At 69.1% G+C, this 26,475-nt stretch carries 22 protein-coding genes and 3 pseudogenes; 12 read left to right on the forward strand and 13 right to left on the reverse strand.

The window, feature by feature from the left end:
• Positions 1-19: 19 nt before the first annotated feature.
• Positions 20-472 (reverse strand): nuclear transport factor 2 family protein, encoded by a 453-nt coding sequence (locus ACFY29_RS15980; protein WP_386986532.1) that lies wholly within the window; start codon positions 470-472, stop codon positions 20-22.
• 68 nt (positions 473-540) lie between these two features.
• Positions 541-1,251 (reverse strand): SDR family NAD(P)-dependent oxidoreductase, encoded by a 711-nt coding sequence (locus ACFY29_RS15985; protein WP_386986535.1) that lies wholly within the window; start codon positions 1,249-1,251, stop codon positions 541-543.
• Between the two features lie 103 nt (positions 1,252-1,354).
• Between ACFY29_RS15985 and ACFY29_RS15990 the strand changes: the two genes are divergently transcribed.
• Positions 1,355-2,197: a helix-turn-helix transcriptional regulator gene (locus ACFY29_RS15990; protein WP_386986538.1), complete on the forward strand. Its 843-nt coding sequence runs from the start codon at positions 1,355-1,357 to the stop codon at positions 2,195-2,197.
• A gap of 36 nt (positions 2,198-2,233) precedes the next feature.
• On the opposite strand, the pseudogene ACFY29_RS15995 reads toward ACFY29_RS15990, so the two are convergent.
• Positions 2,234-2,599, reverse strand: a pseudogene (locus ACFY29_RS15995) (MFS transporter); the annotation flags it as partial.
• Positions 2,600-2,799: 200 nt separating this feature from the next.
• Here ACFY29_RS15995 and ACFY29_RS16000 point away from each other — a divergent pair.
• From ACFY29_RS16000 to ACFY29_RS16025, 6 genes and pseudogenes are all read left to right on the forward strand, one after another.
• Positions 2,800-3,129: a hypothetical protein gene (locus tag ACFY29_RS16000; protein WP_386986541.1), complete on the forward strand. Its 330-nt coding sequence runs from the start codon at positions 2,800-2,802 to the stop codon at positions 3,127-3,129.
• 134 nt (positions 3,130-3,263) lie between these two features.
• A complete protein-coding gene (locus tag ACFY29_RS16005) occupies positions 3,264-3,401 on the forward strand; it encodes a hypothetical protein (RefSeq protein WP_386986544.1) in 138 nt (45 codons plus the stop codon).
• A gap of 401 nt (positions 3,402-3,802) precedes the next feature.
• A pseudogene (locus ACFY29_RS16010) lies at positions 3,803-4,003 on the forward strand (hypothetical protein); the annotation flags it as partial.
• Between the two features lie 122 nt (positions 4,004-4,125).
• Entirely contained in the window at positions 4,126-4,260 is a 135-nt protein-coding gene (locus ACFY29_RS16015; RefSeq protein WP_386986835.1) for a hypothetical protein, read from the forward strand.
• Between the two features lie 609 nt (positions 4,261-4,869).
• Positions 4,870-5,538, forward strand: a complete 669-nt coding sequence (locus ACFY29_RS16020; RefSeq protein ID WP_386986547.1) for a hypothetical protein — start codon at positions 4,870-4,872, stop codon at positions 5,536-5,538.
• Positions 5,522-6,340: a class F sortase gene (locus ACFY29_RS16025; RefSeq protein WP_386986550.1), complete on the forward strand. Its 819-nt coding sequence runs from the start codon at positions 5,522-5,524 to the stop codon at positions 6,338-6,340. Before ACFY29_RS16020 ends, ACFY29_RS16025 begins: the two co-directional genes overlap by 17 nt.
• A gap of 34 nt (positions 6,341-6,374) precedes the next feature.
• Here the strand turns inward: ACFY29_RS16025 and ACFY29_RS16030 are convergent.
• The 5 genes and pseudogenes from ACFY29_RS16030 to ACFY29_RS16050 all read right to left on the reverse strand — a co-directional run.
• Positions 6,375-6,485 (reverse strand): annotated as a pseudogene (locus ACFY29_RS16030) (DDE-type integrase/transposase/recombinase); the annotation flags it as partial.
• A 528-nt stretch (positions 6,486-7,013) separates the two neighbouring features.
• Positions 7,014-7,598, reverse strand: coding sequence for an FHA domain-containing protein (locus ACFY29_RS16035; RefSeq protein WP_386986553.1), 585 nt, complete (start codon positions 7,596-7,598; stop codon positions 7,014-7,016).
• A 4-nt stretch (positions 7,599-7,602) separates the two neighbouring features.
• Positions 7,603-9,414: a protein kinase gene (locus ACFY29_RS16040; RefSeq protein WP_386986556.1), complete on the reverse strand. Its 1,812-nt coding sequence runs from the start codon at positions 9,412-9,414 to the stop codon at positions 7,603-7,605.
• A 218-nt stretch (positions 9,415-9,632) separates the two neighbouring features.
• Positions 9,633-10,061, reverse strand: coding sequence for a hypothetical protein (locus ACFY29_RS16045; protein WP_386986559.1), 429 nt, complete (start codon positions 10,059-10,061; stop codon positions 9,633-9,635).
• A gap of 113 nt (positions 10,062-10,174) precedes the next feature.
• Positions 10,175-11,074: an alpha/beta hydrolase family protein gene (locus ACFY29_RS16050; protein WP_386986561.1), complete on the reverse strand. Its 900-nt coding sequence runs from the start codon at positions 11,072-11,074 to the stop codon at positions 10,175-10,177.
• A 121-nt stretch (positions 11,075-11,195) separates the two neighbouring features.
• Here ACFY29_RS16050 and ACFY29_RS16055 point away from each other — a divergent pair, with 121 nt between their 5' ends.
• On the forward strand, positions 11,196-11,777 hold the full coding sequence (locus tag ACFY29_RS16055) for a TetR/AcrR family transcriptional regulator (RefSeq protein ID WP_386986826.1): 582 nt from the start codon (positions 11,196-11,198) through the stop codon (positions 11,775-11,777).
• Positions 11,778-11,927: 150 nt separating this feature from the next.
• Here the strand turns inward: ACFY29_RS16055 and ACFY29_RS16060 are convergent, their stop codons facing one another.
• From ACFY29_RS16060 to ACFY29_RS16070, 3 genes are all read right to left on the reverse strand, one after another.
• Positions 11,928-14,471: a hypothetical protein gene (locus ACFY29_RS16060; protein ID WP_386986564.1), complete on the reverse strand. Its 2,544-nt coding sequence runs from the start codon at positions 14,469-14,471 to the stop codon at positions 11,928-11,930.
• Positions 14,472-14,588: 117 nt separating this feature from the next.
• On the reverse strand, positions 14,589-15,953 hold the full coding sequence (locus ACFY29_RS16065; RefSeq protein WP_386986567.1) for a permease prefix domain 1-containing protein: 1,365 nt from the start codon (positions 15,951-15,953) through the stop codon (positions 14,589-14,591).
• Positions 15,950-16,324 (reverse strand): PadR family transcriptional regulator, encoded by a 375-nt coding sequence (locus ACFY29_RS16070; RefSeq protein WP_328421480.1) that lies wholly within the window; start codon positions 16,322-16,324, stop codon positions 15,950-15,952. Before ACFY29_RS16070 ends, ACFY29_RS16065 begins: the two co-directional genes overlap by 4 nt.
• 205 nt (positions 16,325-16,529) lie before the next feature.
• On the opposite strand from ACFY29_RS16070, the gene ACFY29_RS16075 reads away from it, so the two are divergent.
• Both ACFY29_RS16075 and katG read left to right on the forward strand, forming a co-directional pair.
• The gene (locus tag ACFY29_RS16075) at positions 16,530-16,934 is read left to right on the forward strand and encodes a Fur family transcriptional regulator (RefSeq protein WP_328426152.1); all 405 of its coding nucleotides are present in this window, start codon (positions 16,530-16,532) and stop codon (positions 16,932-16,934) included.
• A 67-nt stretch (positions 16,935-17,001) separates the two neighbouring features.
• Positions 17,002-19,209, forward strand: a complete 2,208-nt coding sequence (gene katG / locus ACFY29_RS16080; RefSeq protein WP_386986571.1) for a catalase/peroxidase HPI — start codon at positions 17,002-17,004, stop codon at positions 19,207-19,209.
• 183 nt (positions 19,210-19,392) lie between these two features.
• Here the strand turns inward: katG and ACFY29_RS16085 are convergent, their stop codons facing one another.
• Both ACFY29_RS16085 and ACFY29_RS16090 read right to left on the reverse strand, forming a co-directional pair.
• Positions 19,393-22,011, reverse strand: coding sequence for a right-handed parallel beta-helix repeat-containing protein (locus tag ACFY29_RS16085; protein ID WP_386986574.1), 2,619 nt, complete (start codon positions 22,009-22,011; stop codon positions 19,393-19,395).
• Between the two features lie 191 nt (positions 22,012-22,202).
• The gene (locus tag ACFY29_RS16090) at positions 22,203-22,868 is read right to left on the reverse strand and encodes a hypothetical protein (RefSeq protein ID WP_386986576.1); all 666 of its coding nucleotides are present in this window, start codon (positions 22,866-22,868) and stop codon (positions 22,203-22,205) included.
• A gap of 175 nt (positions 22,869-23,043) precedes the next feature.
• Between ACFY29_RS16090 and ACFY29_RS16095 the strand changes: the two genes are divergently transcribed.
• Entirely contained in the window at positions 23,044-24,261 is a 1,218-nt protein-coding gene (locus tag ACFY29_RS16095) for a HupE/UreJ family protein (protein ID WP_386986579.1), read from the forward strand.
• A gap of 142 nt (positions 24,262-24,403) precedes the next feature.
• Complete coding sequence (locus ACFY29_RS16100; protein WP_386986582.1) at positions 24,404-26,386, forward strand: fibronectin type III domain-containing protein; 1,983 nt, start codon at positions 24,404-24,406, stop codon at positions 26,384-26,386.
• Positions 26,387-26,475: the final 89 nt, after the last annotated feature.

Consider the following 26,475-nt stretch of genomic DNA (forward strand, 5'->3'; position numbering starts at 1 on the left):
GGGGCGATGAACCGCAGGGTCAGTTGGCCTGGGCGGCGGCTTCGGCCTCGGAGTCGGCGATGCCGAGGTTGGCGTAGGCGACCGGGTTGGCGTACTCCCAGACCTTGACGATGCGCTCGTCGGCGACGTCGATGCGGAAGATGTAGACGTTGTTGTAGACGAGCTTCTCCGCGCTGGACACGATGTCACCGTTGGCCTGGAGAAACACCGAGTGGGCGTCCTCGCTGACGGTCCAGACCTTGTCCAGGAAGGCGACGTGGTCGAACTTCGCGGCGACCGACTCGACGTAGGCGAGGACGGCGGCCGGGCTGTCGAAGACGTACCAGGGCTCCGGAGTGCCCGCGATCGACAGCGGGATGACGAAGGTCGCGTCGTCCGCGAGCAGCGACGCGACGGTGCTGGGGTCGCGGTTCTCGAACGCGGTGATGAACGCCTGAGCGGTCTGCAGGGACTTCTGGTGCACGCTGTTCATGATCACTCTTTCGTGGTGGTGCGGAACGGCCGCAGTTCGCGGCCGCCGGGGAGAGGAAGTCGGAGGGGTTACCAGGGCACGGGGCCGGTGGCGCCGACGAAGGCCGGGCTCGGCGCGCCGGGGCCGGCATTGGCGGCAGCGACGATCGCCGCGGCGCCTTCCTCGACGCTCTGCGTGCCCTGGTAGCCGTTGAGGTCGGTCGCGGTGAACCCAGGGTCGACCGAAACCACGCTGATCTGCGGGAACGACTGCGCGTAGACGGCCGTCAGCATGTTCAGCGCGGCCTTGGATGAGTTGTAGGCCAGCAGCGGCGCCCACGCGGGGAGCAGTTCGGCGTGGGCGGCCGGGTCGGCGTTGATCGTCAGCGAGCCCAGCGCGCTGGAGACGTTCACGATCGTCGGCCGGTTGGCGCTCTGGAGCAGGGGTAGGAACGCGCGGATGCTCCGTACGGCGCCGAAGACGTTGGTGTCGAAGACCTGTTGCAGGTCAGCGGCGGTCAGCTCGCCAGCCGGGAGAGCCGGGCCGGCGACGCCTGCGTTGTTGACCAGGACGTCGACCCGGCCCGCCTCGGCGCGCACCTGGTCGGCGGCCCTGGCGACGGACGCGTCGTCGGTGATGTCGATCAGCAGCGACCGGGCACCGAGGGCCTTGGTGGCCTGCGCGCCGCGGACGGCGTCGCGGGCTCCGGCGTAGACGGTGTGGCCCCCCTCGATGAGGCGACGGGCCGTTTCGAATCCGAGGCCCTTGTTGGCCCCGGTGATCACGGTGACTGTTGTCATGTCACTCAACGTATGCACCGCCGTACGAGACAGGGAGAGCCCTCCTCAGCGGGGGGTCGGCCAGTACCAGGCTGTTCATGCAGGTCCGGCGGACAATGGAAGGGTGAACGACGATCCCGCAGCCCTCGGCCAAGCCCTGCGCCACTGGCGCGACCGCACCAGCCCCACGAACCTCGGCCTCCCCCATGGCGGCGTCCGACGGGCACCAGGGCTGCGCCGCGAAGAGCTCGCCCAGCTCGCCGGACTGTCCGTGGACTATGTCGTCCGTCTGGAACGGGGCCGGGCCACCTCGCCCTCCCCGCAGGTCCTCGCTTCCCTCGCCCGCGCCCTGCGCCTGACCGAGACCGAACGCGACCACCTCTACCTCCTGGCCGGTCAGGCGCCGCCCACCACCGGCCAGGTTTCCCCGCACATACCGCCCAGCGTCCAGCGCTTCCTCGACCAGCTCAACAGCAGCCCGCTCAGCGTCCACGACGCCGCCTGGAACCTCATCTCATGGAACCTCCTGTGGGCCGCCCTCATGGGCGACCCCTCACCCTGGCGTGGCAAGGACCGCAACATCGCCTGGCGGCACTTCACCCACCAGCCCACCCGCGTCACCCACACCCCCGACCAGCAGGACCGCTTCGAGACCGCCCTCGTCTCCGACCTGCGCTCCTCCGCTGCCCGCTACCCCAAGGACACCCAGCTCACGGCACTGATCAGCAGTTTGCGCGGCGCCAGCGACCGCTTCGACGACCTCTGGGGCTCCCACACGGTCGGCTTCCACACCACCGACAGCAAAACCATTCACCACCCCGACATCGGCCCCGTCACCGTCGACTGCGACACCCTCACCATCCCCGGCAACGACCTGCGCATCGCCATCTGCTCTCCACCAGCAGGGACCGCCACAGCCGACCAGTTCGCTTTGCTGAACACCATCGGGACTCAGGTTCTTAGCTGACACACTCTGCGTTGAGAAGTGGGCTGGCCGTCGGCGTCAACCGCCGAAGGGCCGCAGCGGCAGCATCGACAACTGACCAGCACAGGGCAGGTGAAACTCCATGCCGCCCAAGTTGATCATCCCACCGGTCACTCCGACCCAGTTGGCTCGGCCGTAGACGGCTCCGGCGACCGCCGTGCCCAGGAGCGCACCGATCAGGCTGGCCGACTCGTAGATGCCCATGCCGCGGCCGCTGTTGGCGCCGGAGGATTCGGCGATGGCGGCCTGCTGGATTGGCATGACGGCCGCCCACGCCAGACCGGTCAGTATCCACAGAGCGGCGATGGCGTGGGCGTTCGGCGCCCAGGCAAGTCCGACCGCGAAGGCGGTGCTGGAGAGCGAGGCGAAGGCGAGGACGCGGGTGCAGCCGTACCGTACGAGCCGCGTGAGTCGCCGCCGACAAGACCTGAACCAGGCTTATCGCCCGGAAACGTGAAACAGTTACGTATAGCAGCCGGAGGCATGTTTGCCTCAGAAACCTGGAAAGCGCTCCGACCGGACATGAATCCTTCTTATGTTCGTCATGGCTCGTCCGCCTGGGACGACCAGAAGGAGTGAGGGACATGTCGAAGAAGTTTCTGATCAAGCTCGCCGGCGGGGTGGCGCTGGGCAGTGCGGCCCTGCTGCTCGGTACGCCTGTCGCCGCGCTCGCCGCGCCCTACGAACAGGCCTACGGACAGGCCTCGGACCGCAACGAGGTTGTCTGCGCGACCAACGAGCAGACCAACAAGGTGGACATCACCCAGGTCATCAGCGACAACACCATCGAGGACAGCGACGTCACCTTCGAGCAGTCCGCAGCGGTCGAGACGACGAACGACAACCAAACTCAGCCCAACACCACCGTCGTCTGCATCGGGGACATCGACGTGGACGTGGACGTGGAGGACTAGGAGCTGCCCCGAGTCGCTCCAGCGTGCCGGTATCGGCTCGCCGGTGGGCCAGCATTCCGGCAACATCCCCGCGATTGGCGACGCGTACGCGGGTCCGGACGGAGCCTGGGTTCCCGAGGACGGGCGGCGTCGCGGTGGGTGACGGTGGCGCGCTCTCCGACACCAACACCGGTGCTCTGACGGCGACCGGTGCCGGCATGATGGGCGTGGGCGTGCCCGGTGGCATCGCACCGCTGCGTCGTCGGCGGTCCGCCAACGGCACCGTCGCCTGAGGCGGCCAGGAGCGCCAGCGGCCGGCACGGTTTCCCGTGGCGTGCCGCTGGCCTCGTGCTGGTCGTACTTCTCATGCTCACCGTGCAGGATTGATCCGGCTAGCGATGAACGACGCAGTCGTTGTTACCCGATTGCGGCAACGGCGTCCCTGCCCGCGGACGGCAGCCTGCAGTGGAAGTACGTCGAACTGTTGTCCCTGCCTGCAGCGCTCGACGCGACGCACGGTCGGTCGCTCCCGGTCACCGGTCTGCCCCGGGCCAACGAGTCCGGCCGCGTCGGGGCGCGTCGCTTCGACGAGGCGCCGCTGCGACATCCCGTCCTGAGCCCGCGCGCGCCGGCTGAGAAGGTCAGCAGGGACGCCCGCCTAGCGAACAGCCGTCGGCCACTCCGCTGACCCACGATGACCAGGTCTGAGCAGCTCCGCCTCGCCCTCGTCCGCGATGACGCAGCACGGGTGGCCTCGTCGGTAAATGCCGGGGGCAGTGGCGCGGGCGACCGATCGGGCTCGGCTGACCCAGGCGCGTCATCTTGCAGGCAAGACAAGAAGGAGGTCGCGGAGGCCGTCGGTGTCACGCCGGCCGCTGTCGGGCAGTACGAGGCCGGCTCCCGGCCTCGGCCCGAGCTGGCTCCGCTCGTCGCCGAGCTCCTCGGCGGGCGACCCCGGCGCGGCAGCCCGCGCTCTGCGATCCCATTGGGGCTTGGAACCGGCCCCATCCGCACCTGGTGCGCACCATGGAGGCACACGGCATCGTCGTGGCGCACGCCCCACCAGCCGACGGCGAGGTTGCCAACGTCGACGCCTGCCCGGTGACTGGGCACAAGAACGCGAACCGGAAAGGTTCGCCGCTGAGCTCCTGACCCCCCGCGCTGCCGCACCTGCCGCACCGGCTCAACTTCAAAATCCTGACGGGCTTGCAGGACGCCTGGGGGATATCGGCCGACAGCCTGCTCTACCGTTGCCGCGAGGTTGGCCTCTTCTCCGAACAGCCGATCCTGCTACAGCAGGCATTCGACCTTGCCAGCCGCCACGGCTTGACCCTTCCAGCACGCGCCGAGCAACTCGCCTGGCCGCTGCCACGCGTGCGCGAGCTGCTGGGCTTCCACGACCACCGCCCCTCGGTACGACTGCTGTACCCATCAAGTGATGCCGACCCGGGCAGAGCCCAGGGCGCGGAAGCGTTCCTCGGCCGCCGTGATCAGCAGGCCGGCGGCTCCCCCGCCGGCGGTGCACAGGTGCCACCGCGAGCCGGTACAGGTGGCAGCGCCACCCGGCAGCACCTGGCCGCTACCAAAGCTCGGCGGACAGAACGGTCCTTACGCCCCAGCGAACATGAATTAACTACTTATGGCGTCTCACGTACTACATGTTACGAAACCCGGAAACTCCTCTCGTTTCACGTTTATCGGCCTAACGTTCGTCATGGCTCGTCGTCCTGAGCCAACCAGAAGGGATTGAGGAGTATGTCGATGAAATTTTTGACCAAGCTCGCCGGCGGGGTGGTGCTGGGCAGCGCCGCGCTGCTGCTCGCGGCACCCGCCACCGCGCTCGCCGCGACCGACGGAGAACCCAAGGAGCCCGCGGCCTCGAAGCAGGGGGAGGAGTCGAAGAAGAAGTCAGACGACAAGCCCAAGACGTTCAACCTGCGCGACAAGAACGGTAACGGGGTTACCTGCGCGACCAACAAGCAGATCAACGAGCAGAACATCTCCCAGATCATCAAGGACAACACCATCACGGACAGCATCGTCACCTTCCACCTGGAGGCAGCGCAGGCGGCGTCGAACGACAACAGAACCCAGCCCAACACCCTCGTCGTCTGCATCCGCGACATCGACGTGGAGGTGGACGTGGAGAGCGATCTGCTCGGCGACCTCCTCAGGATGGTCGAGGCCGGTCTTGGCGAGCCTGGTTCGCCGGTGGGCCAGCCTGCCGCCCCGGCTGGCGGCGCGTACGCGGGTCCGGACGGAGCCTGGGTGTTGCCGAGGACGGCCGCCGTCGCGGCCGGTGACGGCGGCGCGCTTTCCGACACCAACACCGGTGTTCTGACGGCGACCGGTGCCGGCATGATGGGCGTGGGCGTGCTCGGTGGCATCGCGCTGCTGCGTCGACGGTCCACCAATGGCACTGTCGCCTAATGCGGCCAGGAGCGCCAGCGGCCGCCACGGTCTCCCGTGGCGCGCCGCTGGCCTCGTCCTGGTCACCCTTGTCACGCTTAGCGGAGCAGGAGTGATCGCGTTCGCGGCCACGGCTCCTGATCCGGTCGGACCGCCGCAGCCCGACCCCGCTGCCGCACCGCAGTCTCTGCCGTCACCGTTGACGGACGAACCCACCACACCACGGCCGACGCCGAGCGGAGCCAACGCGTCGCCGGCGGCCGGGGCGACCCACGGCGAGGCGCGCAGTGCTCCGGCCCGCATCGAAGGCGCTCTCGGGTCGACCGCGACCCGACCGTCTCCCTCACCGACGTTGGCCGGGATGCCGCGATCGCAGCCGACCCGTATCAAGATCCCGCGGATCGGCGTTGACGCGCCGACGATTCCGCTCGGGCTGGACCGGAACCAGCAGATCGCGGTCCCACCGCTGAATCAGCCCAATGCGGCCGGGTGGTACCAGCTGGGACCAAGTCCCGGCGAGGTGGGGACCGCGGTGGTGGTGGGCCACGTCGACTCACGCGCCACGGGTCGGGCTGTCTTCTTCCGCCTGGGCGCGCTGAAACCGGGGGACACCATCGAGGTGCTCCGCAAAGACGGCAAGAAGGCCCGCTTTACCGTCGACGGGGTGGCCCGCTATCCGAAGAAAAAGCTCCCGCTGAACCAGGTCTACGGTCACACCGGCAAGGCGCAGCTCCGCGTGATTACCTGTGGCGGCGACTACGACAAAGCAGCGAAATCGTACAAGGACAACATCGTGGTGTTCGCGACGCATCGTGGATCATGAAAGAAGAGCCAGCGGGACCAGCTCACCCAGGGGCACGGTAGGTCGCGACCAGCACGTCAATGACCTGCCCGTACTGGTCGACCGTCCGGTACACGTACCGCCACACCCGGTTGACCTTGACGTACGTCTCCCCGACGAACCACCTGGCACCCGCGGATACCAGCGCACCGCCACCACGATCACCTCTGGCGGGAACAGTGGACCGGAAGAAGGCCCGCCGAGGCGGGCCTTCTTCGGCGGTCGTCCCGATCGGCTGGATCGCCGCCGGAGACCCGGCCCGGCTGTTCTCGCCGGACCAGCACGACGAGTTGTGGCAGGTGCAGCGCGAGCTCGACTTCCCCGGCACGGTGTACGGAGTGCCCCGGGGCACCGACATGCGCGCCATCATGACCCGCCAATCCGAGTTCTACGCGGCCCACTCCAGTGACCAAGGGTGCCTGGGGTGGTCGGTTCGTGAAGGGAGGAAACCCTCCCCCTTTCGTCACCTGCCGATCTGCGCCGCAGGCTGGTGTGATTCGGGGGGACGCCGGCCGATCGGTGGATCACGCGGCCGGCCGGCTGTGGCGTTCGTCGGCGCCCACCCGAACCCGTTTCGGGCGGGCGCCACGCGCGTGGCACAAGGGGGGTGTGCCCTCCGGGCCGCACGGGACGCGGCCCGGAGGGCACACGTGCATCAGCCGCTGGTCATGCCGCGGCGGACCGCCTCGCCGGCCAGCCGGGACCGCCGGCGGTCGTCGTTGGTCACCAACGCGAACTTGTCGTACAGGTTGGCCAGGTGTTTCTTGACCGCGCTCTCGCTGACGCCCAGCGCGACGGCGAGGGCCCGTACTGTCGGCGGCTCCGGGAAGGCGCTGCCACCCTCGACGTACGGGCGGCAGAGCACCTCGATCAACTCCCGCTCTCGCCGGGTCAGCGTCGGGGGTGCCGGCGCTGGCTCGACCCCCACCGTCCGGGTGCCGGAGAGCTGCGCTGGCGCGTGGAACACCAGGCGGGCCGGCCCGATCTCGACCCGGTCGCCGTCGCGCAGCAGCCGCGCCGCCCGGACCGGGCCGCCGTTGACCGTGGTGCCGTTGGTGCTGCCCAGGTCGCGGATCGTCCAGCCCGACGGGAAGCGCTCCACCAGGGCGTGCAGGCGGGAGACCAGTTTGCTGTCGATGGGCAGCTCGTTGCCGGGGGATCGGCCGATGGTCAGCGCGTCGGCGCTGAGCGGTACCAGCCGGACGTTCCCCGCCGCGTGGACCTCGAAGTAGCCGTCCATCCCGTCACCGGTCGCAGAACGTCGCGGTGGTCGCGGTGGTCGCGGCGCCGGAGCGGTCGGCGATGACGGTCGCCGTCGCGGCGGTGCACCGGCCCGCCGAGCGGTGCGGGTCGGTCCACAGCTCCGGCGGCTGCCCGCCGGCCCGCTGCGGGGCCACGGGGCCGCCGTCCCGCACCGACAGGTCCACCGTCCAGGTGCCGCCGGTGGCCGCGTTGTCCCGGTACTGCTTCCACACCCAGACGTACGCCATGGTTGCCCGGCAGCTCGGCGACCAGTACTGCCTGACGGAGATGGCCCGCAGGCCGCCCGCGTGCCCGTAGGCGGTCGAACCGACCTGGTAGGCGTCGGCGTAGCAGGGGCCCGGTGGCGCGTCGTCCCGGCTGGCCCGCCGCGACTGGGCGGTGCCGGTGATCGCGGTCCGTATCGGATCGCGCCGGCCGTCCACCGCCACCTCCAGCGCCGCCCGGAACGACCCGGCGGTCAGCGGTACCACGACGAGGCGCACCTCGCACCGACCGTCCACAGCGAGCGGTCGCGTGGTGCAGTCCTCCCCGAGGATCCGCAGGTCCGCACGGGCCGGGCCGCTCAGCGCCAGCCCGGTCAGCCGGACCGGCCGGTCGTCGCGGTTGCGGACGGTCACCACCTGTTCGGTCGACTCCGCGTTGAGTTCCTGCTCGCCAAAGGCCAACTCGGCCGGCATCGCCACGGGGGCGGGTGTCGGCAGCGCCTCCGAACGGGTGGTGGCGAGCACCGACACCAGCGCGATGAGCAGCCCGACCGTGCGGACCAGCGGGTGTCCGCGTACCCATGACGGCTGGTGCGCGACGGTGGCCGACAGCGCCAGGGCGGCGCGGCGGCGGTCGACCAGCGACCGGCCGGGTGCGGACCTTCCGGCCGGTCGGCCCTCGACCCACGGACCGGGGGCATCGTCCGTGCCGAGGACGAACGGGGTGACCGGTAGCCCGGCAGCCGCCTGTTCCCGCCGCAGCTCCTCGGCGAACGCGGCGGCCGTCGCCGGCCGCTGCGTCGGATCCTTCGCCAGCGCGCGTTCCAACACCGCGCACACCCCGTCCGGTACGCCGCTCGGGCGCAGGTCCGGCACCGGGTCGACGGCGATCCGCCGGAGCAGCGAATCCAGCGACCCACCATCGGTGGGGGAGAAGGGCGGTGCGCCCCGGATCCAGTGCAGCACGGTCGAGGCCAGCGCGTAGACGTCGGCGGCCACCGAGGCCGGCTCGCCGCGCAGCACCTCCGGCGCGGTGTGCAGGACGCTCGCGGTCACCGTCCCACGTGCGCCGTTCGAGGTCGCGGAGCGGGGTCGGGCCTGGCCGAAGTCGGCCAGCTTCGGCTCGCCGTACCCGGAGATCAGGATGTTCTCGGGCTTCACGTCGCGGTGCAGCACGCCGGCCCGGTGCGCGGTCTCCAGGGCGCCGGCTACCGCGATCCCACCGGCCACCGCCGCCCGCCAGTCGTCCGCCGTGTCCCCGGCGAGCCGGTCGGCCAACGAGCCGCCCTCCTCGTACGCCATCAACAGGTACGGGTTGCCGGCGGCGGTACGGCCTGCCTGGTGCAGGGTGACGATGTGCGGGTGGTCGGAGAGCCGGCCGAGAACACGCAGTTCCCGTTCGAAGCGGGCGCGGGACGGGCCATGCCAGTCGGCGGCGAGCACCTTGACCGCGACCCAGCGCGAGAAGGCCGGCTGCCAGGCCCGGTAGACGAGGCCGAAACCTCCCCGACCGACCTCGACGGCGTCGGTGCAACCGTCGACCCCGAGTGCCGACTCCGGGTACGTCACCGGCTGCTTACTGTGGACCATCGTCGTTGAATGGTACCGAGGCCGGCAACGCGGTCGTCGGGCCGTCGGACTCCCGAGACCGTGCGGTCTCCGCCGCCGGCGGCCCATGCCCTGATCTGGGCATGGACCGCACGGCGATGGTCGGGCGAGGCCCAGCCGGGGCTGCCCCTCATTCTTCTGCGGGCGTCAGCTCCGTGAACGGCGCGCTCGCCGCCTGCCGGAGCTGGCGGGTTGGGACGTCAGCAGACAGTGCTGGTCGAGCCGCCCGTGGAGTTGAGGTAGCCGGTGACGTGCGTGCAGTGCGCGGCCGTGTTGGCCGGCGCGCCCCACAACTCCGCGCGGGTGGTGTTGTTGAGCTGGCCCACCCCGTAGTCCGAGCCGCTGTTCGAGTGGTCGATCACGTGGACGTAGAGGTCCCAGTTGGTGTGGGTGTTGCGGTACTGCTCCCACACGTAGATGTAGGCGTAGTTGTAGCCGCAGCCGTAGTACTGCTTGACCGAAGCCGCCTCCATGCCGCCGACCGTCAGCACCCGCGTCGTACCGATCTGGCGGACGCTGGAGCAGCTGGCCGGGGTGCTGGCCAGGGCGGGCGAGGCGTTGACCAGCGAGACGGTGGCAGCGGCGACGGCCGCGGCGGCGATGGCTGTGGTTCGGCGGAGGATCGACATGGGGACTCGCATTCTCTCGCGGACGTGACTAGCTGTCCGCCAGAGAACCAGGCTCCCGATTCGGCCGACAGGTGACGAAGAGGTCACCTTTCCCTCCCCGAGCCCGCTCGTCTCTACCTGGATTCGAGACGACCCAGGGTGCTCTCGACCGGTGCCGGCCAGGTGGAGTCCTTGAGGCCGAGGGCGTCCCGAAGGTAGGCCCACGTGAGCCGTTGGATCAGAGCAACCCTTTCGGGGCTCTCGTCCGTCGTCTCCTTGGCTTCGTAGTCGGAGACGCCGCCGAGCGAGTGCTCCGCTCCGAACAGGGTGAGCAGGCTCTTGCTGCCCGGGCTCAGGTGATACGCGTCGGTGAACCAGTCCGGCCCGCGGACCGACAACGGGGAGTCGTCCCGGTCGCCCGCGACGACGAGGGCCGGGCTGGTCATGTCGACGAAGCTCGGGCTCATGAAGGGAAAGTGCTCGGCAGCGAACGGGGCGAGATCGGCTCCACCTTGGCCGGTCACGGCCAGCAGGACGCCTGCCTTGATCCGTGGGTCGGACATGTCCTCTCCGGGGTTGCCGTCGGCGTCGAGGACTCGCGCCCCCAGCAGGGTGCTCGCCGTCTGGGCGCCCCAGGAGTGGCCGGCCACGGCGATGCGGGCGCGGTCGAGGCGTCCGACAAGGCCGGGGACGGACGACTCCAGCAGGTCGAGTTGGTCGAGGGTGCGCTTCAGGTCGTCCACCCGGAGTCGCCAGATCAGCGGCGTGCGGGGGTCGTCGGGAGGAAGGTTCAGTCTCCGTGAGTCGAGGTGGGTGGACTGGATGACGACGAAGCCGTGGGAGGCCCAGAAGTCGACCAGCGGACCGTAGTTGGCGGCCGAACCGCCGAAGCCGTGCGAGAAGACGATGACGGGTAGTTCGTGGCCGGTCGTGGGTGCGGAGACCCGTACGTGCTGATCGTCGCCGCGATCCGGGGCCGGCAGCGTGATGGGGTGGACCGAGACGACCGGCGTGGGCTCTGGCATTGCGGGCATGGGCGTTCCTTCTGACTTGGCATTGGGCCTGCCGTTCTGGCATGCTGCCAATGCGGAACCATGTTCCGCTAAAACATACGGAACATGGTTCCGCTTAACAAGGGATGTGACGGGGGTAACGGTGGCCGGTACGGGCAGCGGATCGGGTGGCGCGCGGAAGCAGCGGGCTGATTCGCGGCGCAACGAGGCGGCGCTACTGGAGGCGGCCGCCGCGGCGTTCGTCAGCTCCGGAGTCGACGCGCCCGTGCGCGACATCGCCGCCCGGGCCGGCGTCGGGGTTGGCACGATCTACCGTCACTTCCCGACGCGGGCCGATCTCATCGTCGCGGTGTACCGGCACCAGGTCGAGGCGTGCGCCGAGGCCGGCCCGGTGCTGCTGGCGGAGAGCGCCACCCCGCACGCCGCTCTGGCGAGCTGGATCCACCTCTTCGTCGACTTCCTGGTCACCAAGCACGGCCTGGCTGAGGCGATGCGGTCCGACGATGCCGCCTTCCAGACGCTGCACGCCTACTTCCTCGACCGTCTCGTCCCCGTCTGCGCCGAGCTGCTCGACGCCGCCGCCACGGCGGGCGAGATCATCCCCGACCTGGACGCCCTCGTCCTGATGCACGGCATCGGCAATCTCTGCATCGGCGCCGACAGCCCCGACTACGACGCGCGCCTCATGGTCGGACTCGTCATCGCGGGCTTGCGGCTGCGCTAGGCGCTCGAAGTACGGCCCGGTTGCGGCAGTGACGCGGCACCGCTGGTGATGGTCAACTCCAGATCACCGACATCGGGGCATCCCCGCGCTGGGACACCGCGACATCGCCGACATCGGGACGACACCCGTGCGAACGTCAACCGGTGATGATCATGGCGTCGGTCGGCGCGTGTCTGGCCACTGCGTGTCCGGGGGCACTATCGGCCGGCGAGGGGGTCGCTGGCCCCTGGCGACCGCCGCCGTGGAGGCCGAGGTGGCCGTGGCGGGGGCGTATCCGTCTCGGCTGGCGGTCACCGTGACGGTGAGCCGCTTTCCGTACAGCGCCACGGGGATCTTGATCGTTGCGCCGGTCGCGCCGGTGATCGCGATGCCGTTCGCCGACCACTGGTACACGTAGGCGGTCGCCGTGGGAGTCCATTGGCCCGGGTTCGCGGTGACGGTGCCCCCGACCTCCAGGGTTCCGGTGATCGTCGGAGGGTTGACCGCGCGCATCGCCAGGGGCGGGTTGATCGTGAAGGCGTTGGCCAGGACCACCGGCTGGCCCGCTCCATACGGGCGCAGGATCAGGCTGGCATTGCCGGCCGGCGCGGAGGCGAGGTTCACCTCGGCGGTCATCGTCGTGCCGTCCGCCGAGACCGTCTTGACCGTCGCGGTCAGCGGTTGTCCCGTGGCGGGGGTCACCTGGACCTCGTCACGCGGATGCAGCCCGGTGCCGTGGAGGGTGATCGTCCGGAGGCCGCCCGGGGGCACGGTGGTTGGAGCCACCGAGCTGACCGTGGCCACGCCGGGCTCGACGGTGAAGCTGTACTGCGTGTTCATGGAGCGGGTGCCGCCGGCCGTGAGGCTGCGAACGGTCAGGTAGTACGTGCCGGCCTCCGGTGGCGTCCAGGTCAGCGTCGCGGTGCCGTCGGGCTTGGCGGCCACGGTGACGTACTGCCCGAAATTGATCGAGTACTCGTACGTGGTCGTGCCGGGAAGGCGCGGCGTGAAGGTGAAGGTGCCCGCCGCGAGCCGGCCGCTGCCGGTTGCCGGAAAGTCGGTCGAGGTGACCCGCGGCGCGTCCGACACCGTCCAGTACGTGCCGCCCTCCTCGGTCTGCACGCCAGCGGCGTTGCGAGCGACGACGACAACGTAGTTGTAGCCGCTCTTCGTCGGCGTGTACCCGAAGGTGACGCTGCCGTCGGCGGCCGGCCTGACGACCTGCTTCGTGGCGTCGTCGCGGTTCAGCGTCGCCACGTACTCGACGACGTTCTCCATACGGGTGCGGGCCGTGAAGGTGGCCGGCGTCCCCAGGTCGGTGCCGCCGGTGCGCGTCACCGTCGGCGACGCGCCGTCGACCGAGACATAGTTCCAGCGCGGCTCGGACAGGGTGCCGTCCGCACTTCGGCTCTGGATGTGCAGGCCGGTGACGCTGGTCTCGGTGGCCGTCCAGGTGAGGTCGGCGGTGCCGTCGGCGCGAGCCGGCACGGTGATCTTCTCGATCGGCCGCTCCTCCAGGCCGGAGTACTCCGGCCAGTAGAGGTACGCCTCGACCTGCGGTACCCGGGGCGCGAGATGGAACGTGAGCGAGGAACCGATCGTCACACCCCGGTTCGTGTCGCCGGTGACCCTCGGGCCGTTGTCGACGAGGAATTCGTAGGCGCGGGGGGCGTGCGCGGTGCCATCGCCGGTGAGACTGTGCACGTAGAGGGTCTGCCGGCCGGCGCGTGTCGGGGCGATCATCGCCGTCGCTCTCCCGGCGGCATCCGCCGGAACCGTACCCGAGGGCCCGTTCTCGTCGATCCGCCAGACGAACGTCGCCGCGTCCGGGACCGTCGCGCTCAGCTCGAACGCGCCGGACACGCCGACGTTGTAGTCCAGGTTGGTGCCCCAGTCCGGGTACGCGGCCGAGAAGATCGACGGGCGCGTCTCCTTGACATGGAACTCCTGGTAGAGGGCCTCGGAACTGTTTCCGGCCCGGTCGACGGCGTAGGCGGTGACCGAGTGGTGGCCGGCTGCCCGGGGCGTCCACCGGATGGTCGCCGGACCGCCGAGCCCTTCGGCGTCGACCGTGGACTCGGGGGAATCGTCGCTCAACTCGGCGGAGTAGAACCGGTAGCGGTAGCTGACGGTGTCGTCGCTGGCCGAGGTCAGCGTGAAGTCACCTGGGACCCCGATCGCGCCGTGGGCGTCGTCCCAACTGCCGGGGGGATATTCGGTGGAGGTGACGGTCGGTGCCGGGCCGCCGCGGCGGTCGACGGTGAAGTGGCAGGTGCTGCTCCACGGTGAGGGGTCCGCACCGTCGAGCACGCGCACCCGCCAGGCGTACGTCACGCCGTCGAGCTGCTTCGACTCGTCTTCGAGCTGGACGTAGACCTCGTCGCTCTGCTCGGCGATGCCACTGAGCCACTGCTGCGGGTGCTCCGGGTCGGCGACGTCCCATACCTGGAAGTCGGCCTGCAACCCGGTGCTGTCGCCCGTCCGGCTGAAGGTGCCCTTCAGCACCACGGCATTGGCGTCGTTGAGCCTGATCGGGCTCAGATATGGCCCCGGCACGGCAGTGGCACAGGGCTGGTTGGCAGTCTTGAGATCAGTCGGCGCGGTCACCGCTGCGGCGGCCGGAGCGGCCGGCAGCCCCACCGTCAATCCGCAGCCGAGCGCCGTTGCCACGACCATCGCCGCGACCCGGCGATAAGCCCGCGAAGGTGTACGCATGTGGTCCCCCCACTGTGGAACAGGCGCCGTGATTACCCGCGAGAAAGAGTTTCCCACGTCGATGCGGCAGAGGAGGCCCGCCTTTCTGCCGGATCCAGCCGGCGGTCGGGGGAGGGCTCAGGCGAAGCCGAACAGGGGTGGGAAGGCGAGGACGACTGCCCAGGCCCACGCTGCGTACACGATCACGTAACGGGTCTGCCAGCGTTCCAGGTGGGCGAAGGGCATCCGGCCGCGCAAGAAGCCGAGGTACAGCCATGCCGACCAGGCCAGGTTGGTGAGCAGGATGAGGTTTTCGCCCAGCGCGGCGGTCTTGTTCGGGCTGAAGCCCCATTCGCTGATCCGGCCCGTGATCGCCACGAGCACCAGGAAGTCAATGACCAGCGCGCTGACGATGAGCGCGAGCTGCAGGCGGTCGAAGATGCCGGGTCGGGCCGTGAGGTCACGGGCGGAGATGGCGTACAACAGCATGCCCAGCACGATGACCAGCAGCAGGTCGAAGAGGATGAGCGCGTCGCGCTCGACGTCGATGCCGTTGTTGGTCCAGATGATGGCGACCAGGAAGGCCAGCAGGATGGCCGCGAAGAGCGGCGTGAAGACCCGGGTCAGCACCGGCGCCATGTTCTCGATGACGCTCTGCTTGGCCTCCACCAGCCACGCCGACACGATCACGGCGGCCATGGCGCCGCACGGCAGCAGCCACGACTGGATGAATCCCTCGGCGTCCAGGCCGATGGCATGGAAGGTGCCCACCGTGAAGGCGGTGAGCACGCCGCCCCCCAGTCCAATGAGGACGAAGTAGATCAGCCACTCCCCGGTGAACCGGATGAAGTCCATCCGCCGCCGGTCGGAGCGCCAGTCGCCGCCCACGTAGGCGACGCCGACCACCAGCCACAGGGCTATCGGCAGGTGGATCGCCGTGAGCACCATGGTCTGCGAGTCATCGGCCAGCGGATACGCGTTCGCGGCGACCGCGCCGAGAATGAACAGCAACGCCAGCGCCCCGATGACGCGAAGACCGACCCGGCGTTGCCAGGCGAAGTACGCCGCGAGCGCCGGCAGCGCGAAGAGGCTGATGTTTCGCGCGTAGAAGCTGCCATCGTCACCGGACAGGTCAAGCCCGAACAGCGATGGCACCTTGATCGCGAGCGCCGCGACGGCCGCACAGAGCACCATGACGGGCAGCTCGCGACGGGTACGGGCGGCGGTGGGCGTATCCGGCTCCCCGGGCAGTACGAGCTGTTTCCATAGCCGCTCGGAGTGCTCGCGAGCGAACTCCCGCGACAGTTCATCGAGGCTGCCCATGCGTTTGACAGCGATGAGGAACGACTCGTCGGGTCGCAGGCCCGCCTCGGTCAGCTCGGTGATCCGGCTGCGGAGGTGGTCCTCCAGCTCCTCGGCGTCGGTGTGGTGCAGCTCCCGGCGGCGGTCGATGTAGGCCCGCCACTCGGCGATCTGGCCCTCCAGATCGTTGTCGATGGTCATAGTCCCGACCCCCATGCCGGCGCCGTGATCGGCTTGATGGACTGTGTCGTGCTCCAGACGCCCCGCAGGGCGTCGACGACCGCGGCCCACTGGCGGTGCTGCTCGGCCAGCTCGGCCCGGCCCTGGTCGGTGATGCGGTAGTACTTGCGGCGTCGTCCCCCCGGCGGGGACTCCCAGGCCGACTCGACGTGGCCGAGCCGCTCCAGGCGGTGCAGCAGCGGGTAGAGCAGGCCGTCGGTCCACTCCAGTTGCCCGCCCGACAGGTCGTTGACCTGCTTGAGGATCGCGTAGCCGTAGCTCTCGCCCTCGGCGAGAATCCCCAGCACGAGCGGCGTAGCCGACGCCGCGACGAGGTCTTTGGTGATACGCATATGGACCGCCTATACCTAGATCTGCAATGCATAGTAGTTCTAGGCATGGTGCTCCCGCAATCGGAACCGCCGGCAGTGCCCGTGCCGCACCTGCCGACCGAACTCGTCACCCGCGCTTCGCCAGTGCGCCATGCGGCCGATCTTGACTGATTCCAGAAAAGACGCCAGACTGCCGAGCGTGGCCACGGCCTTGGACTTCAAACAGATGCTGCGCGAGGCAGCGCTGCGCGTGACCCGCCCTCGGGTGGCGGTGCTGAACGCGGTGTACGCCCATTCACACGCCGACACCGACTCGATCATCGGTGTCGTGCGCCGCGATCTCCCTGAGGTGTCCCACCAGGCCGTGTACGACGTACTGCGTGTGCTGACGGCTTCGGGGCTGGTGCGACGCATCCAGCCGGCCGGTTTCGTGGCGCGATACGAGTCGCGGGTCGGGGACAACCACCACCACGTGGTGTGCCGATCGTGCGGCGTCATCGCCGACGTCGACTGCGCCGTCGGTCAGGCGCCGTGCCTGACCGCGTCCGACGACCAGGGCTTCTTGATCGACGAGGCCGAGGTCGTCTACCGGGGCCTGTGCCCCGGCTGTTCCACCGCACACAGTTCCTGAACCCCTGAACCCCAATCCCGGAAGGAATCACGTGGCTGAGCACCACCATGATGCAGTCGTAGGAGACATGAACTCGGAGGAGAGCGAGGGTGGCTGTCCAGTCTCGGCGGCCGCACGTGCCCCGCATCCGACCCAGGGCGGGGGAAACCGGGAGTGGTGGCCGAACCGGCTGAACCTGCGGATCCTCGCCAAGAACCCGGCCGTGGCGAACCCTCTCGGTGAGCAGTTCAACTACGCCGCGGCGTTCAAGACCCTCGACCTGGCCGCCGTGAAGCAGGACATCGCGGAGGTCCTGACGACCTCGCAGGGCTGGTGGCCGGCCGACTACGGCCACTACGGCCCGTTCATCATCCGGATGTCGTGGCACAGCGCGGGCACGTACCGGATCAGCGACGGCCGCGGCGGCGCCGGCGCCGGCATGCAGCGCTTCGCGCCGCTCAACAGCTGGCCGGACAACGCGAACCTGGACAAGGCCCGCCGCCTGCTGTGGCCGGTCAAGAAGAAGTACGGCCAGAACCTCTCGTGGGCCGACCTCATGGTCCTCGCCGGAAACGTCGCCCTGGAGACGATGGGCTTCCAGACCTTCGGCTACGCCGGCGGTCGGGAGGACGTCTGGGAGCCGGACGAGGACGTCTACTGGGGTCCCGAGTCCACCTGGCTCGGGGACGAGCGCCACACCGGTGAGCGGGACCTTGAGAACCCGCTGGCCGCGGTCCAGATGGGCCTCATCTACGTGAACCCGGAAGGCCCGCACGGCAGCGGAGACCCGCTCGCCTCCGCGAGGGACATCCGCGAGACGTTCCACCGCATGGCGATGAACGACGAGGAGACCGTCGCGCTGATCGCCGGCGGGCACACGTTCGGCAAGACCCACGGCGCGGCCGACCCGAACAAGTACGTCGGTGCCGAGCCCGAGGGTGCCTCGCTGGAGGAGCAGGGGCTGGGCTGGAAGAACACCTTCGGCACCGGCCGGGGCGGCGACACGATCACCAGCGGTCTCGAGGGTGCGTGGACGAACACCCCCGTGACGTGGGACAACAGCTTCTTCGAGATCCTGTTCGGCTACGAGTGGGAGCAGACGACGAGCCCCGCCGGAGCGATCCAGTGGAAGCCGAAGGGTGGTGCCGGCGCGGGTACCGTCCCCGACGCCCACGACCCGTCGCGCAGCCACGCCCCGACGATGCTGACGACGGACCTCGCGCTCCGGGTGGACCCGATCTACGAGCCGATCTCGCGGCGCTTCCTGGAGCACCCGGAGGAGTTCGCGGACGCCTTCGCGCGGGCGTGGTTCAAGCTGACGCACCGCGACATGGGGCCGATCGAGCGCTACCTCGGCCCGGAGGTCCCGACCGAGACGCTGCTGTGGCAGGACCCGATCCCCGCCGTGACGCACGAGCTCGTCGACGCCGAGGATGTCGCCACCCTCAAGGCTCAGATCCTCGCCTCGGGGCTGTCGGTGCCCCAGCTGGTCTCCGCCGCATGGGCATCGGCGTCCACGTTCCGTGGCGGCGACAAGCGTGGCGGCGCGAACGGGGCCCGTATCCGGCTCGAGCCGCAGAACGGCTGGGAGGTCAACAACCCCGAGGAACTGGCGACGGTGCTGCGCACCCTGGAGGGAATCCAGGAGGCGTTCAACGCCGCTCAGACCGGAGGGAAGCTGGTCTCGCTCGCCGATCTGATCGTGCTCGGCGGGTCCGCAGCCGTCGAACTGGCCGCCAGCAACGCCAGCCACACCGTCGAGGTCCCCTTCACGCCGGGACGTACGGACGCGTCGCAGGAGCAGACCGACGTCGAGTCCTTCGCCGCGCTCGAGCCGACCGCGGACGGGTTCCGCAACTACCTGGGCAAGGGCAACCGGCTGCCGGCCGAGTTCCTCCTGATCGACCGGGCGAACCTGCTGACCCTGAGCGCGCCCGAGATGACGGTCCTCGTCGGCGGTCTCCGCGTCCTGGGCGCCACCGTCAAGCAGTCACCGCTCGGCGTCCTGACGGAGAACACCGGGTCGCTGACCAACGACTTCTTCGTCAACCTGCTCGACCTGGGCACGACGTGGAAGGCGACGTCCGAGGACGCGAACCTCTTCGAGGGCCGTGACCTTGGCACGGGCGAGGTCAAGTGGACCGGCACTCGCGCCGACCTCGTCTTCGGCTCGAACTCCGAGCTGCGCGCGCTCGCCGAGGTCTACGCGAGCGACGACGCGCGGGAGAAGTTCGTTCGCGACTTCGCCGCGGCGTGGGTGAAGGTGATGAACCTCGACCGGTACGACCTCGTCTGATCCTGACGTCCAGGTCGGCCCTGTGGGGGGCCGACCTGGACGTCCTCGTTCGGGTGCTCGACCTCGGCCGTGACCAGCTAAAGAGCTGGTCACGGCCGGTCTTCATCTCGCGGGGCCCGTCGGTGGGGTAGGAGGCGGCCGCGCCCCGAAGTGGGACGCGGCCGCCGTGCACCTGAGCGACCGTCAGGGGGCCGCGATGAAATATCCCGACTGGTCGACGATGACATGGGTGGAGCCGCTGCTGTTGTTGTACGCGGCCATCCGCCCCTCGGCACCGAGTTTGACCACGGCCAGGTTGGACGCCGTCTCCCTCGCCAGGAAGTTGACGCTGGACGTCGTGGGTGTGCCTCCCGGCGGGTAGACGGCCAGAACACCGGCGGTGGTCGGATCGGTGACGGTCACGTTCACCACCGCTGCCGTCGGTGTCGGGCACTCGTCCTCGCAGTACGCCCCGTAACGCCGGACGCTGACCGTCGCCTTCTCCCCTGCGTGGAAGGGTTCGTTGTAGAAGGAACGGTCCCAGCCGCTGAGGCCGCGGCTGTCCGCGATCCGGTCTGGCCCGTACGGGACGTACGTCTGGTCAGCGACGCCGTACGACGGCGCGGCAAAGTAGCCGGCGAGGTCAGCCACCACGTGGGCGGTGCCGGAGCTGGCATTGCGCATCATCGCCTTGCCGGCCACCAGCGGCACGATGACCAGGTTCGGGATGGTCTGCCCGGCCACGAAGTTCAGGTTGGATGCCATGGGTGTCGGCCAGGTATCCGGGTAGAGCGTCAGCACGCCGCTGGCCGTCGGCGCGGTCACCGTCACATTGACGATCGCCGCCTTTGCCTCCGCAGGCACCTTGCCGGTGAGGTCCAGGCGCAGGTATCCGTTGGCTGCCATCGGCGTACCGGCCCCGGCGCGGGTGTCCAGGGCCCGGGTCGGTGTGAGCGGCTGCATGGCGGCGCCATAGGAGCCGTAGAAGCCTTGGAGGTCGGCGATCACGTGAACCGTGCCGCCGCTGCTGTTGCGAAACCGGAGCTTTCCGTTGGTCATCGGCACGGTGGCCAGGTTCGGGACCGTCTCGTTCGGCACGAAGTTGAGGTTCGACGAGGTGGGCAGCGGGGCACCGTCCGGGTAGACCGTGAGGAAGCCGGCGGTGCGGGGTTGGGTGACTGTCACGTTGAGCACCACCGCACTGATGTCCGCTGCCGCCACCCCGTTGATGCTGGGAACGTCGAGCACCACCTCGGACTTGGCCGGGACCGGGGTGGTGGTGGGCGTACCCACCGCCTCGCGGGTGTCGAGTAGCCGGGTCGGGTGCACCGTCTCGTAGAGCGCACCGACCTGAGTGCAGCGGTAGGAAGAGAACTCGGCTGGGAGTCGAAAGCCGGTGAAGCTGATCCGGATGTGGACGCAGGCCTGACCCGCCCGGCGCAAGGTGTGGTCGAACGTACGAGCGGAGGTCACCCGCCAGAGCTGCTCACCCTCGAACTGGTACGCGATCGAACCGCCCTCGCCGCCGACGGGCCACGCGTACTGCGGAGTCGCGGAAGCCGTGACCGCGAAGGGATTTCCGCCCGGCTTGCGCCGGATCGTGGACCGGCCCTCCGAACCGCCCTGCGCCTCGACCGCGCCCCGGTCGTGGTAGCCGCCCCCGGTGCCGGTGTTGGCGATCGCCGGGTTGTCGGTGCGCGGGTTGCCCAACATGTCGGTGCCGGTGACGCCACGAGCGGAGGCGTCCCCGGAGTCCACCGCAGGCGAGGACGGGTCGATTGTGTGCCAGGGCCGGAGTGACCCTTTGTAGGAACCGATCATCGGGTCCACCGCGAGATCGTGTCCGCCCTGCCCAGTGGCCTGGCGGAACGCCGGCAGGTCCTGATATCTGCCGTCACCCCAGGCGTACAGAGCGCCGCCGGTGATCGGGTCGATCAGGTTGTAATCCGCGAACGTCCCCGGCACCGACCCAGCCGAGACGGAGATCGCCGTCGCATTCGCCGGGGTGGCGCAGGCCTGCCGGAACGGGTTGGTGCGGACGATGTTGTTCCGGACCGACACACCCGTCGAGGCCGCAGTCACCTCGATCCCCACGGCGCAGTTCGTGAGCAGGGTGTTGTTGGTGACGACGGTGCCGGGCGCGTCGGTGACTCGCAGGCCCGAGAGGGAGAACTCATTGCCGGTCACCACCGCGCCGACGACTCCGGCGTCGATCGCCAGACCCGGATAGCCCGCAGGTGCGCTCGACAGGTAGCTCCGGCTGACGGTGACACCGCCCGACTGGCCCGTCACCCGGACCGCGCCGAAGGTGGCGCGGACGCCCTGGACGACGACGCCGTCGAGAGTTACTCGCTGCGACCCGTTCACCACGAGGGCCGACTGGTCGGCTGTGCTCAGCAGACGGAATCCCTCGACCCCGACGTCGTGCACGTTGTCGAGGGTGAAGACCACGCCGGTGACCGCACCCACGGTGGTGTTTCCCACCGCGACAGTCCCGCCGGGCCCGTTGACGGCCCGAAAGGTGATCGGCGCGCCGACCTCGCTCGACCGGGTGATGGTCACGGCCTCCGGGTAGTCGCCGGGCTGCACCAACACCGTTTGCCCGGGCTCTGCCAGCGCTGCCGCATCGGAGATGGTGCAGAACGGTGCGTCGACGGTGCCGTACCCGCCTGGCGTGCAGTTCTTGCTGTTGACGTACAGGTCGCGGATCCCCGCGGGCGCGGGCGCGGGCGCGGCGACGGCCGCGGTCGTCGCCGGGGCCACCAGGCCCATGGCACCGATCAACGGTACGACCCCGAGACGTGCCCATGCGCGAATGTCCATGCGTCCCCCGTGGAAGTCGATCATTTGGCGCGGGGAGCGTAGCGCGACGTTGACGGAGATGAGCAGCGCCGATCGGACAAGGCGCGCCCAGCCGGTCAGCCCGACTCATCTGTCGTGCCCACGGTGGAGGGATGACCCCCACCTGCTCGGCGGCCTAGCTGTCTCGACGAGATCACGCCCGATCACACGGGCTAGTCGACCCAGATCACGATCCCGGTCAGGTCGTTGAGCACGGCCGCCACCCCCGCCCGGATGGCGGCCGCGCAGCGCTCGGTCGTGAACGAGTCGGGGTCGTACGTCGAAGACATGCCGAGCCCCTCACCACGGAACGACGCGCCGGACCAGTCGACCGCCGTGACGTTGTGGGTGGGCTCGGCCAGCTCCGCGCCCACCACGAGGAACCGCTGGTCCAGGTGGTTGGGGGTGACCAGCGCCAGGGGGTCGATGAGGTCGTTCCCCGCACTGACGATGAGATCCGGGCCCATCTCCATGGCCTTGGCGATGCTGGAAACGGAGTCGTGGCCGTCGCCGACGACGATCTTTCTGAGGTCGACGTGTTCGTCGTCGGCCCAGTCCTCAATTGCCGTCACGAGGGCCTTGGTCGGGCGGTCGTCACCGGCGGTGAGCAACACGACCCGGTAGTCCTTCGACGGGTGGACGCCGGCCCATGAGCCGGGCTGCGGCCGGACGGTCCCCTCCGGAGCGGGCTTGGTGGAGGGGTCGATGAATCCCGGACCGAGCGAGCCGATGGCGGCGGGCCTGGGGTGCGGCTGTGACCAGTCGTCACCGGAGCTGCATCCGGTGATCAGCGCGGCGGTCGCGGCCAGCATGGCAACGGCCCGAAGCGGGGGGCGCAAAGTGATCGTCCTCCGAGTGGTGGCGGAAAGTGTTGCTTCGTATTCCTATCCCAGTTCCGGTCGCCAAGAATCCGCAGGCGGTCGTTCCGGGGCTTTGTTCTCCAGCGGTTCTTCGGCGGGCGGGCTCGTGTTCACCCGTGCCATGCAACGTGCACTGGCCAACCGAGGGAGCCGCATGTCAGGGCACGTCCGCCGTACCGTTATCGTCGCTGTTGTCGGGATCGTCGCGGCGGTCCTCTCTTTTCTGAGCGCCGGGCCGGCGTCAGCGCACGGGTTTTCGTCGACTGTGTACGCCAAAATTGCAGCGGGAGACGAGGGTCACATACGCACGACATTGGAGCTCGAATACGACCTCCTCGTCGTGTCCGCCGCTGATTCCGGCGACGACGATCCGCTCTTTCAGGCGGGAACCGCCGCGTTCGAGGCGGAGGACACCGCAGGGCAGGCCGCCGCGCTCAAGACCCATGCCGACTCGACCATCAGGTACGTCACCGACCGCTTCTCGGTGACCTCGAAGGGTGCGGCCTGTCGGCCGACGCAGGTGGGCGACGCGACGATCGGCGAGCGCGAAGGCGTGCCGTACGCCGATCTGCTGCTCGACTGGACCTGCCCCGAGCAGGCCGACGAGCACGAGGTGCGCAGCGGGCTCTTCGCCGACGGCGAGGGCTACGTCAAGGGCACCAAGACGATCGTCACGTACGAGATCGACGGCCGTTCGGGCAGCGCGGCCCTCGACGCGGCCAACCCCTCCTTCTCCACCGGTCAGGCCGCCTACGAGCGGTTCCGGGAGTTCTTCCTGCTGGGCGCCGAGCATCTGCTGTCGGGCATCGACCACATCCTGTTCCTGCTGGCGCTCATCGCCGGGTCGCGGCGGCTGCGGGAGATCGTGCTCGCGGCCACGAGTTTCACCCTGGCGCACTCGGTGACGTTCATGCTCGCCGCCCTCGGCCTGGTCGACGTGCCGGCGAGGGTCGTGGAGCCGGTCATCGCGCTGTCGATCGCCGTGGTCGCCGGCTGGCACCTGTGGGGGATCTGGCGGCGCGGCGATCACGCCACCGACCTCGATCCGGCGGGCCGTGGCCACTTCAGTCTGGACCGCTCCGGCTGGATCCGTCTGGGTGTGGTGTTCTGCTTCGGCCTCGTGCACGGCCTGGGTTTCGCGGGCGCGCTCGGGATCGACGAGGCGTGGTCGTGGACCCTGCTGTGGTCCCTGCTGGTGTTCAACGTCGGCATCGAGGTCGTCCAGTTGGCGATTATCGCCGTTGTCTTCCCGCTGCTGATCGTGTTGCGGCGCCGTACGCCGAAAATCGGCCTCTGGGCGACCGGCGCTGTTTCTGGAGCCGTGTCCATTATGGGGCTGGTCTGGTTCGTGCAGCGCGTATCTGGATCATGAGTAAGGCTAAGTAGTTCGGGAAGTGCAGCCATCCGCAAGATCACGTTCATGGTTGGTTCATCACGTGGCGAAAGCTTTGGTTTGCTTCCCCACCGTCGGGCGAAGATCATCCATTTCTCTATTTGAAAAGGGAACAATGTCGATGACATTGAGCACCTCGACAGGGGCCCCCGGGCTCGTGCGGCGGCGCGTCGTCGCCGGGGTCGCCGCGGGCGTCCTCGGAATGGCCGCAGCCCTCGGTAGCGGCCTGACGGCCACCGCCAGCGCGGCCGAGTCCACCACGATCACCGGCGTCATCCTCGGCGTCGGCGCCAACGAGACGCAGCGCGTCGTGACCTGGTACTCCTCCGCCGACACCGCGCAGAAGATCCAGCTCGCCCCCACCGCCGAGATCGTGAACGGCGAGTTCCCGGCCAGTGCCGTCAGCTTCGACGCCGTCGGTGCCGCGAACACGTCCACCACCGGCTTCAACCGGCACGCCACGATCAGCAACCTGCGCGAGAACACGGCGTACTCGTACCGCGTCGGCGCCGAGGGCAGCTGGTCCGCGGCGTACGCCTTCAAGACGCAGGACTTCGAGGGCGACTACGACTTCCTGTTCTTCGGCGACCCCCAGATCGGTTCCTCCGGTGACCGGCTGAAGGACCAGGCCGGCTGGGAGGAGACCCTGAAGGTCGCCACCGCGGCGAACCCGAACGCCGAGCTGCTGGTGTCGGGCGGCGACCACGTCGAGAGCGCCAACGACGAGGGTCAGTGGACCTCGTTCCTGGCGCCCGACCAGCTGCGTCAGTACCCGCTCGTCGCCACCATCGGTAACCACGACGTCGGCGGCAAGTCCTACGAGCAGCACCACTTCACCCCGAACACCGACCGCACGGCCCCGTACTACGACAACGGGAACCCGGCGGGCACCAAGTCCGGTGGTGACTACTGGTTCGTCTACAAGGACGTGCTGTTCATCGACATCAACAGCAACAGCTACAAGGTGCCCGCCGAGGGCGGCAACGTCGGCGACGCGGCGCACGTCTCGTACATCACCGACGTGATCAACAAGCACGGCTCCGAGGCCAAGTGGAAGGTGCTGGTCTACCACCACTCGATCTACTCGCCGGCCAGCCACGCCACCGACACGGACAACAAGGACCGTCGTGAGCACTTCACGACCGCCTTCTCGAACCTCGGCATCGACATGGTGCTGCAGGGTCACGACCACAGCTACTCCCGCAGCTACTCGATCAAGAACGGCCAGAAGGAGAACCCGGCCGAGCAGCCCGGCGCTGCCGACGTGTTCCCCGGCCCGGGCGGCGTCATCTACGTGACGGCGAACTCGGCCTCCGGCTCGAAGTACTACGACATCAAGAAGCCGGACAGCACCGGCACGGGCATCCGCGGTAACGGTCCCGACCCGCTGGACCCGGGCAAGTACTGGTACAACTCGGTGCAGAACCAGGAGCACGTCCGCAGCTACGTCAAGGTGCAGGTGCGCGGCGACAAACTGGTTCTGCAGAACCTCCGCAGCGGCACGTGCGCGGCGCCGAACGCGGCGGTCGAGAACGGCAACGCCCCGTGCAACAACACCGCCGAGGGTCAGCCGGTCGGCTCGATCGTCGACAAGGTGACGGTGCACCCGTTCAACGGTGACGGCCAGGCCATCCAGGTGAACGTGCCGAACCCGGCTCCGGGTGAGTTCGGCTGGACGATCGACGGCTACAACGGCCTGGTCGACCTCGGTACCGCGCAGGAGCGCGACGGCACCTACTTCGAGGCGAACGGCAAGATCAACCCGATCCTCGTGTCGGACAGCCGCCGATCGCTCGCCCCGTGGTCGATCTCGGCCAACGTGGGTGACTTCCAGGACGCCGACAAGACGTTCTCCGGCTCCTACCTGGGCTGGACCCCGTACGTCCTCGACGCTGGCGCTGGTGCCGAGGCCGGTGCTCCGGTCCTGTCGGGCTTCGACGACCAGGGCAAGGGCCTCTCGGTTTCGAGCGGACTCGGTGCGGCCGTGCAGGGCCACCCCCGGGGCGGCGCCAAGCTCGGCGCTGACCTGGACCTGAAGATCCCGGACAGCATCGCGAAGGGTAGCTACCGCGCCACCCTCACGATCACTGCGCTGAGCAGCTGATCGAACCTGCTCCATCGGGCGGGGTAGGCACCTTCGGGGGCCTACCCCGCCACCCGTTGCAAACCTCCCAAGATCACCTCAAGGACCCG

This window comes from Micromonospora sp. NPDC000668 (assembly GCF_042897975.1).
In the GTDB taxonomy this organism is placed as follows: domain Bacteria; phylum Actinomycetota; class Actinomycetes; order Mycobacteriales; family Micromonosporaceae; genus Micromonospora.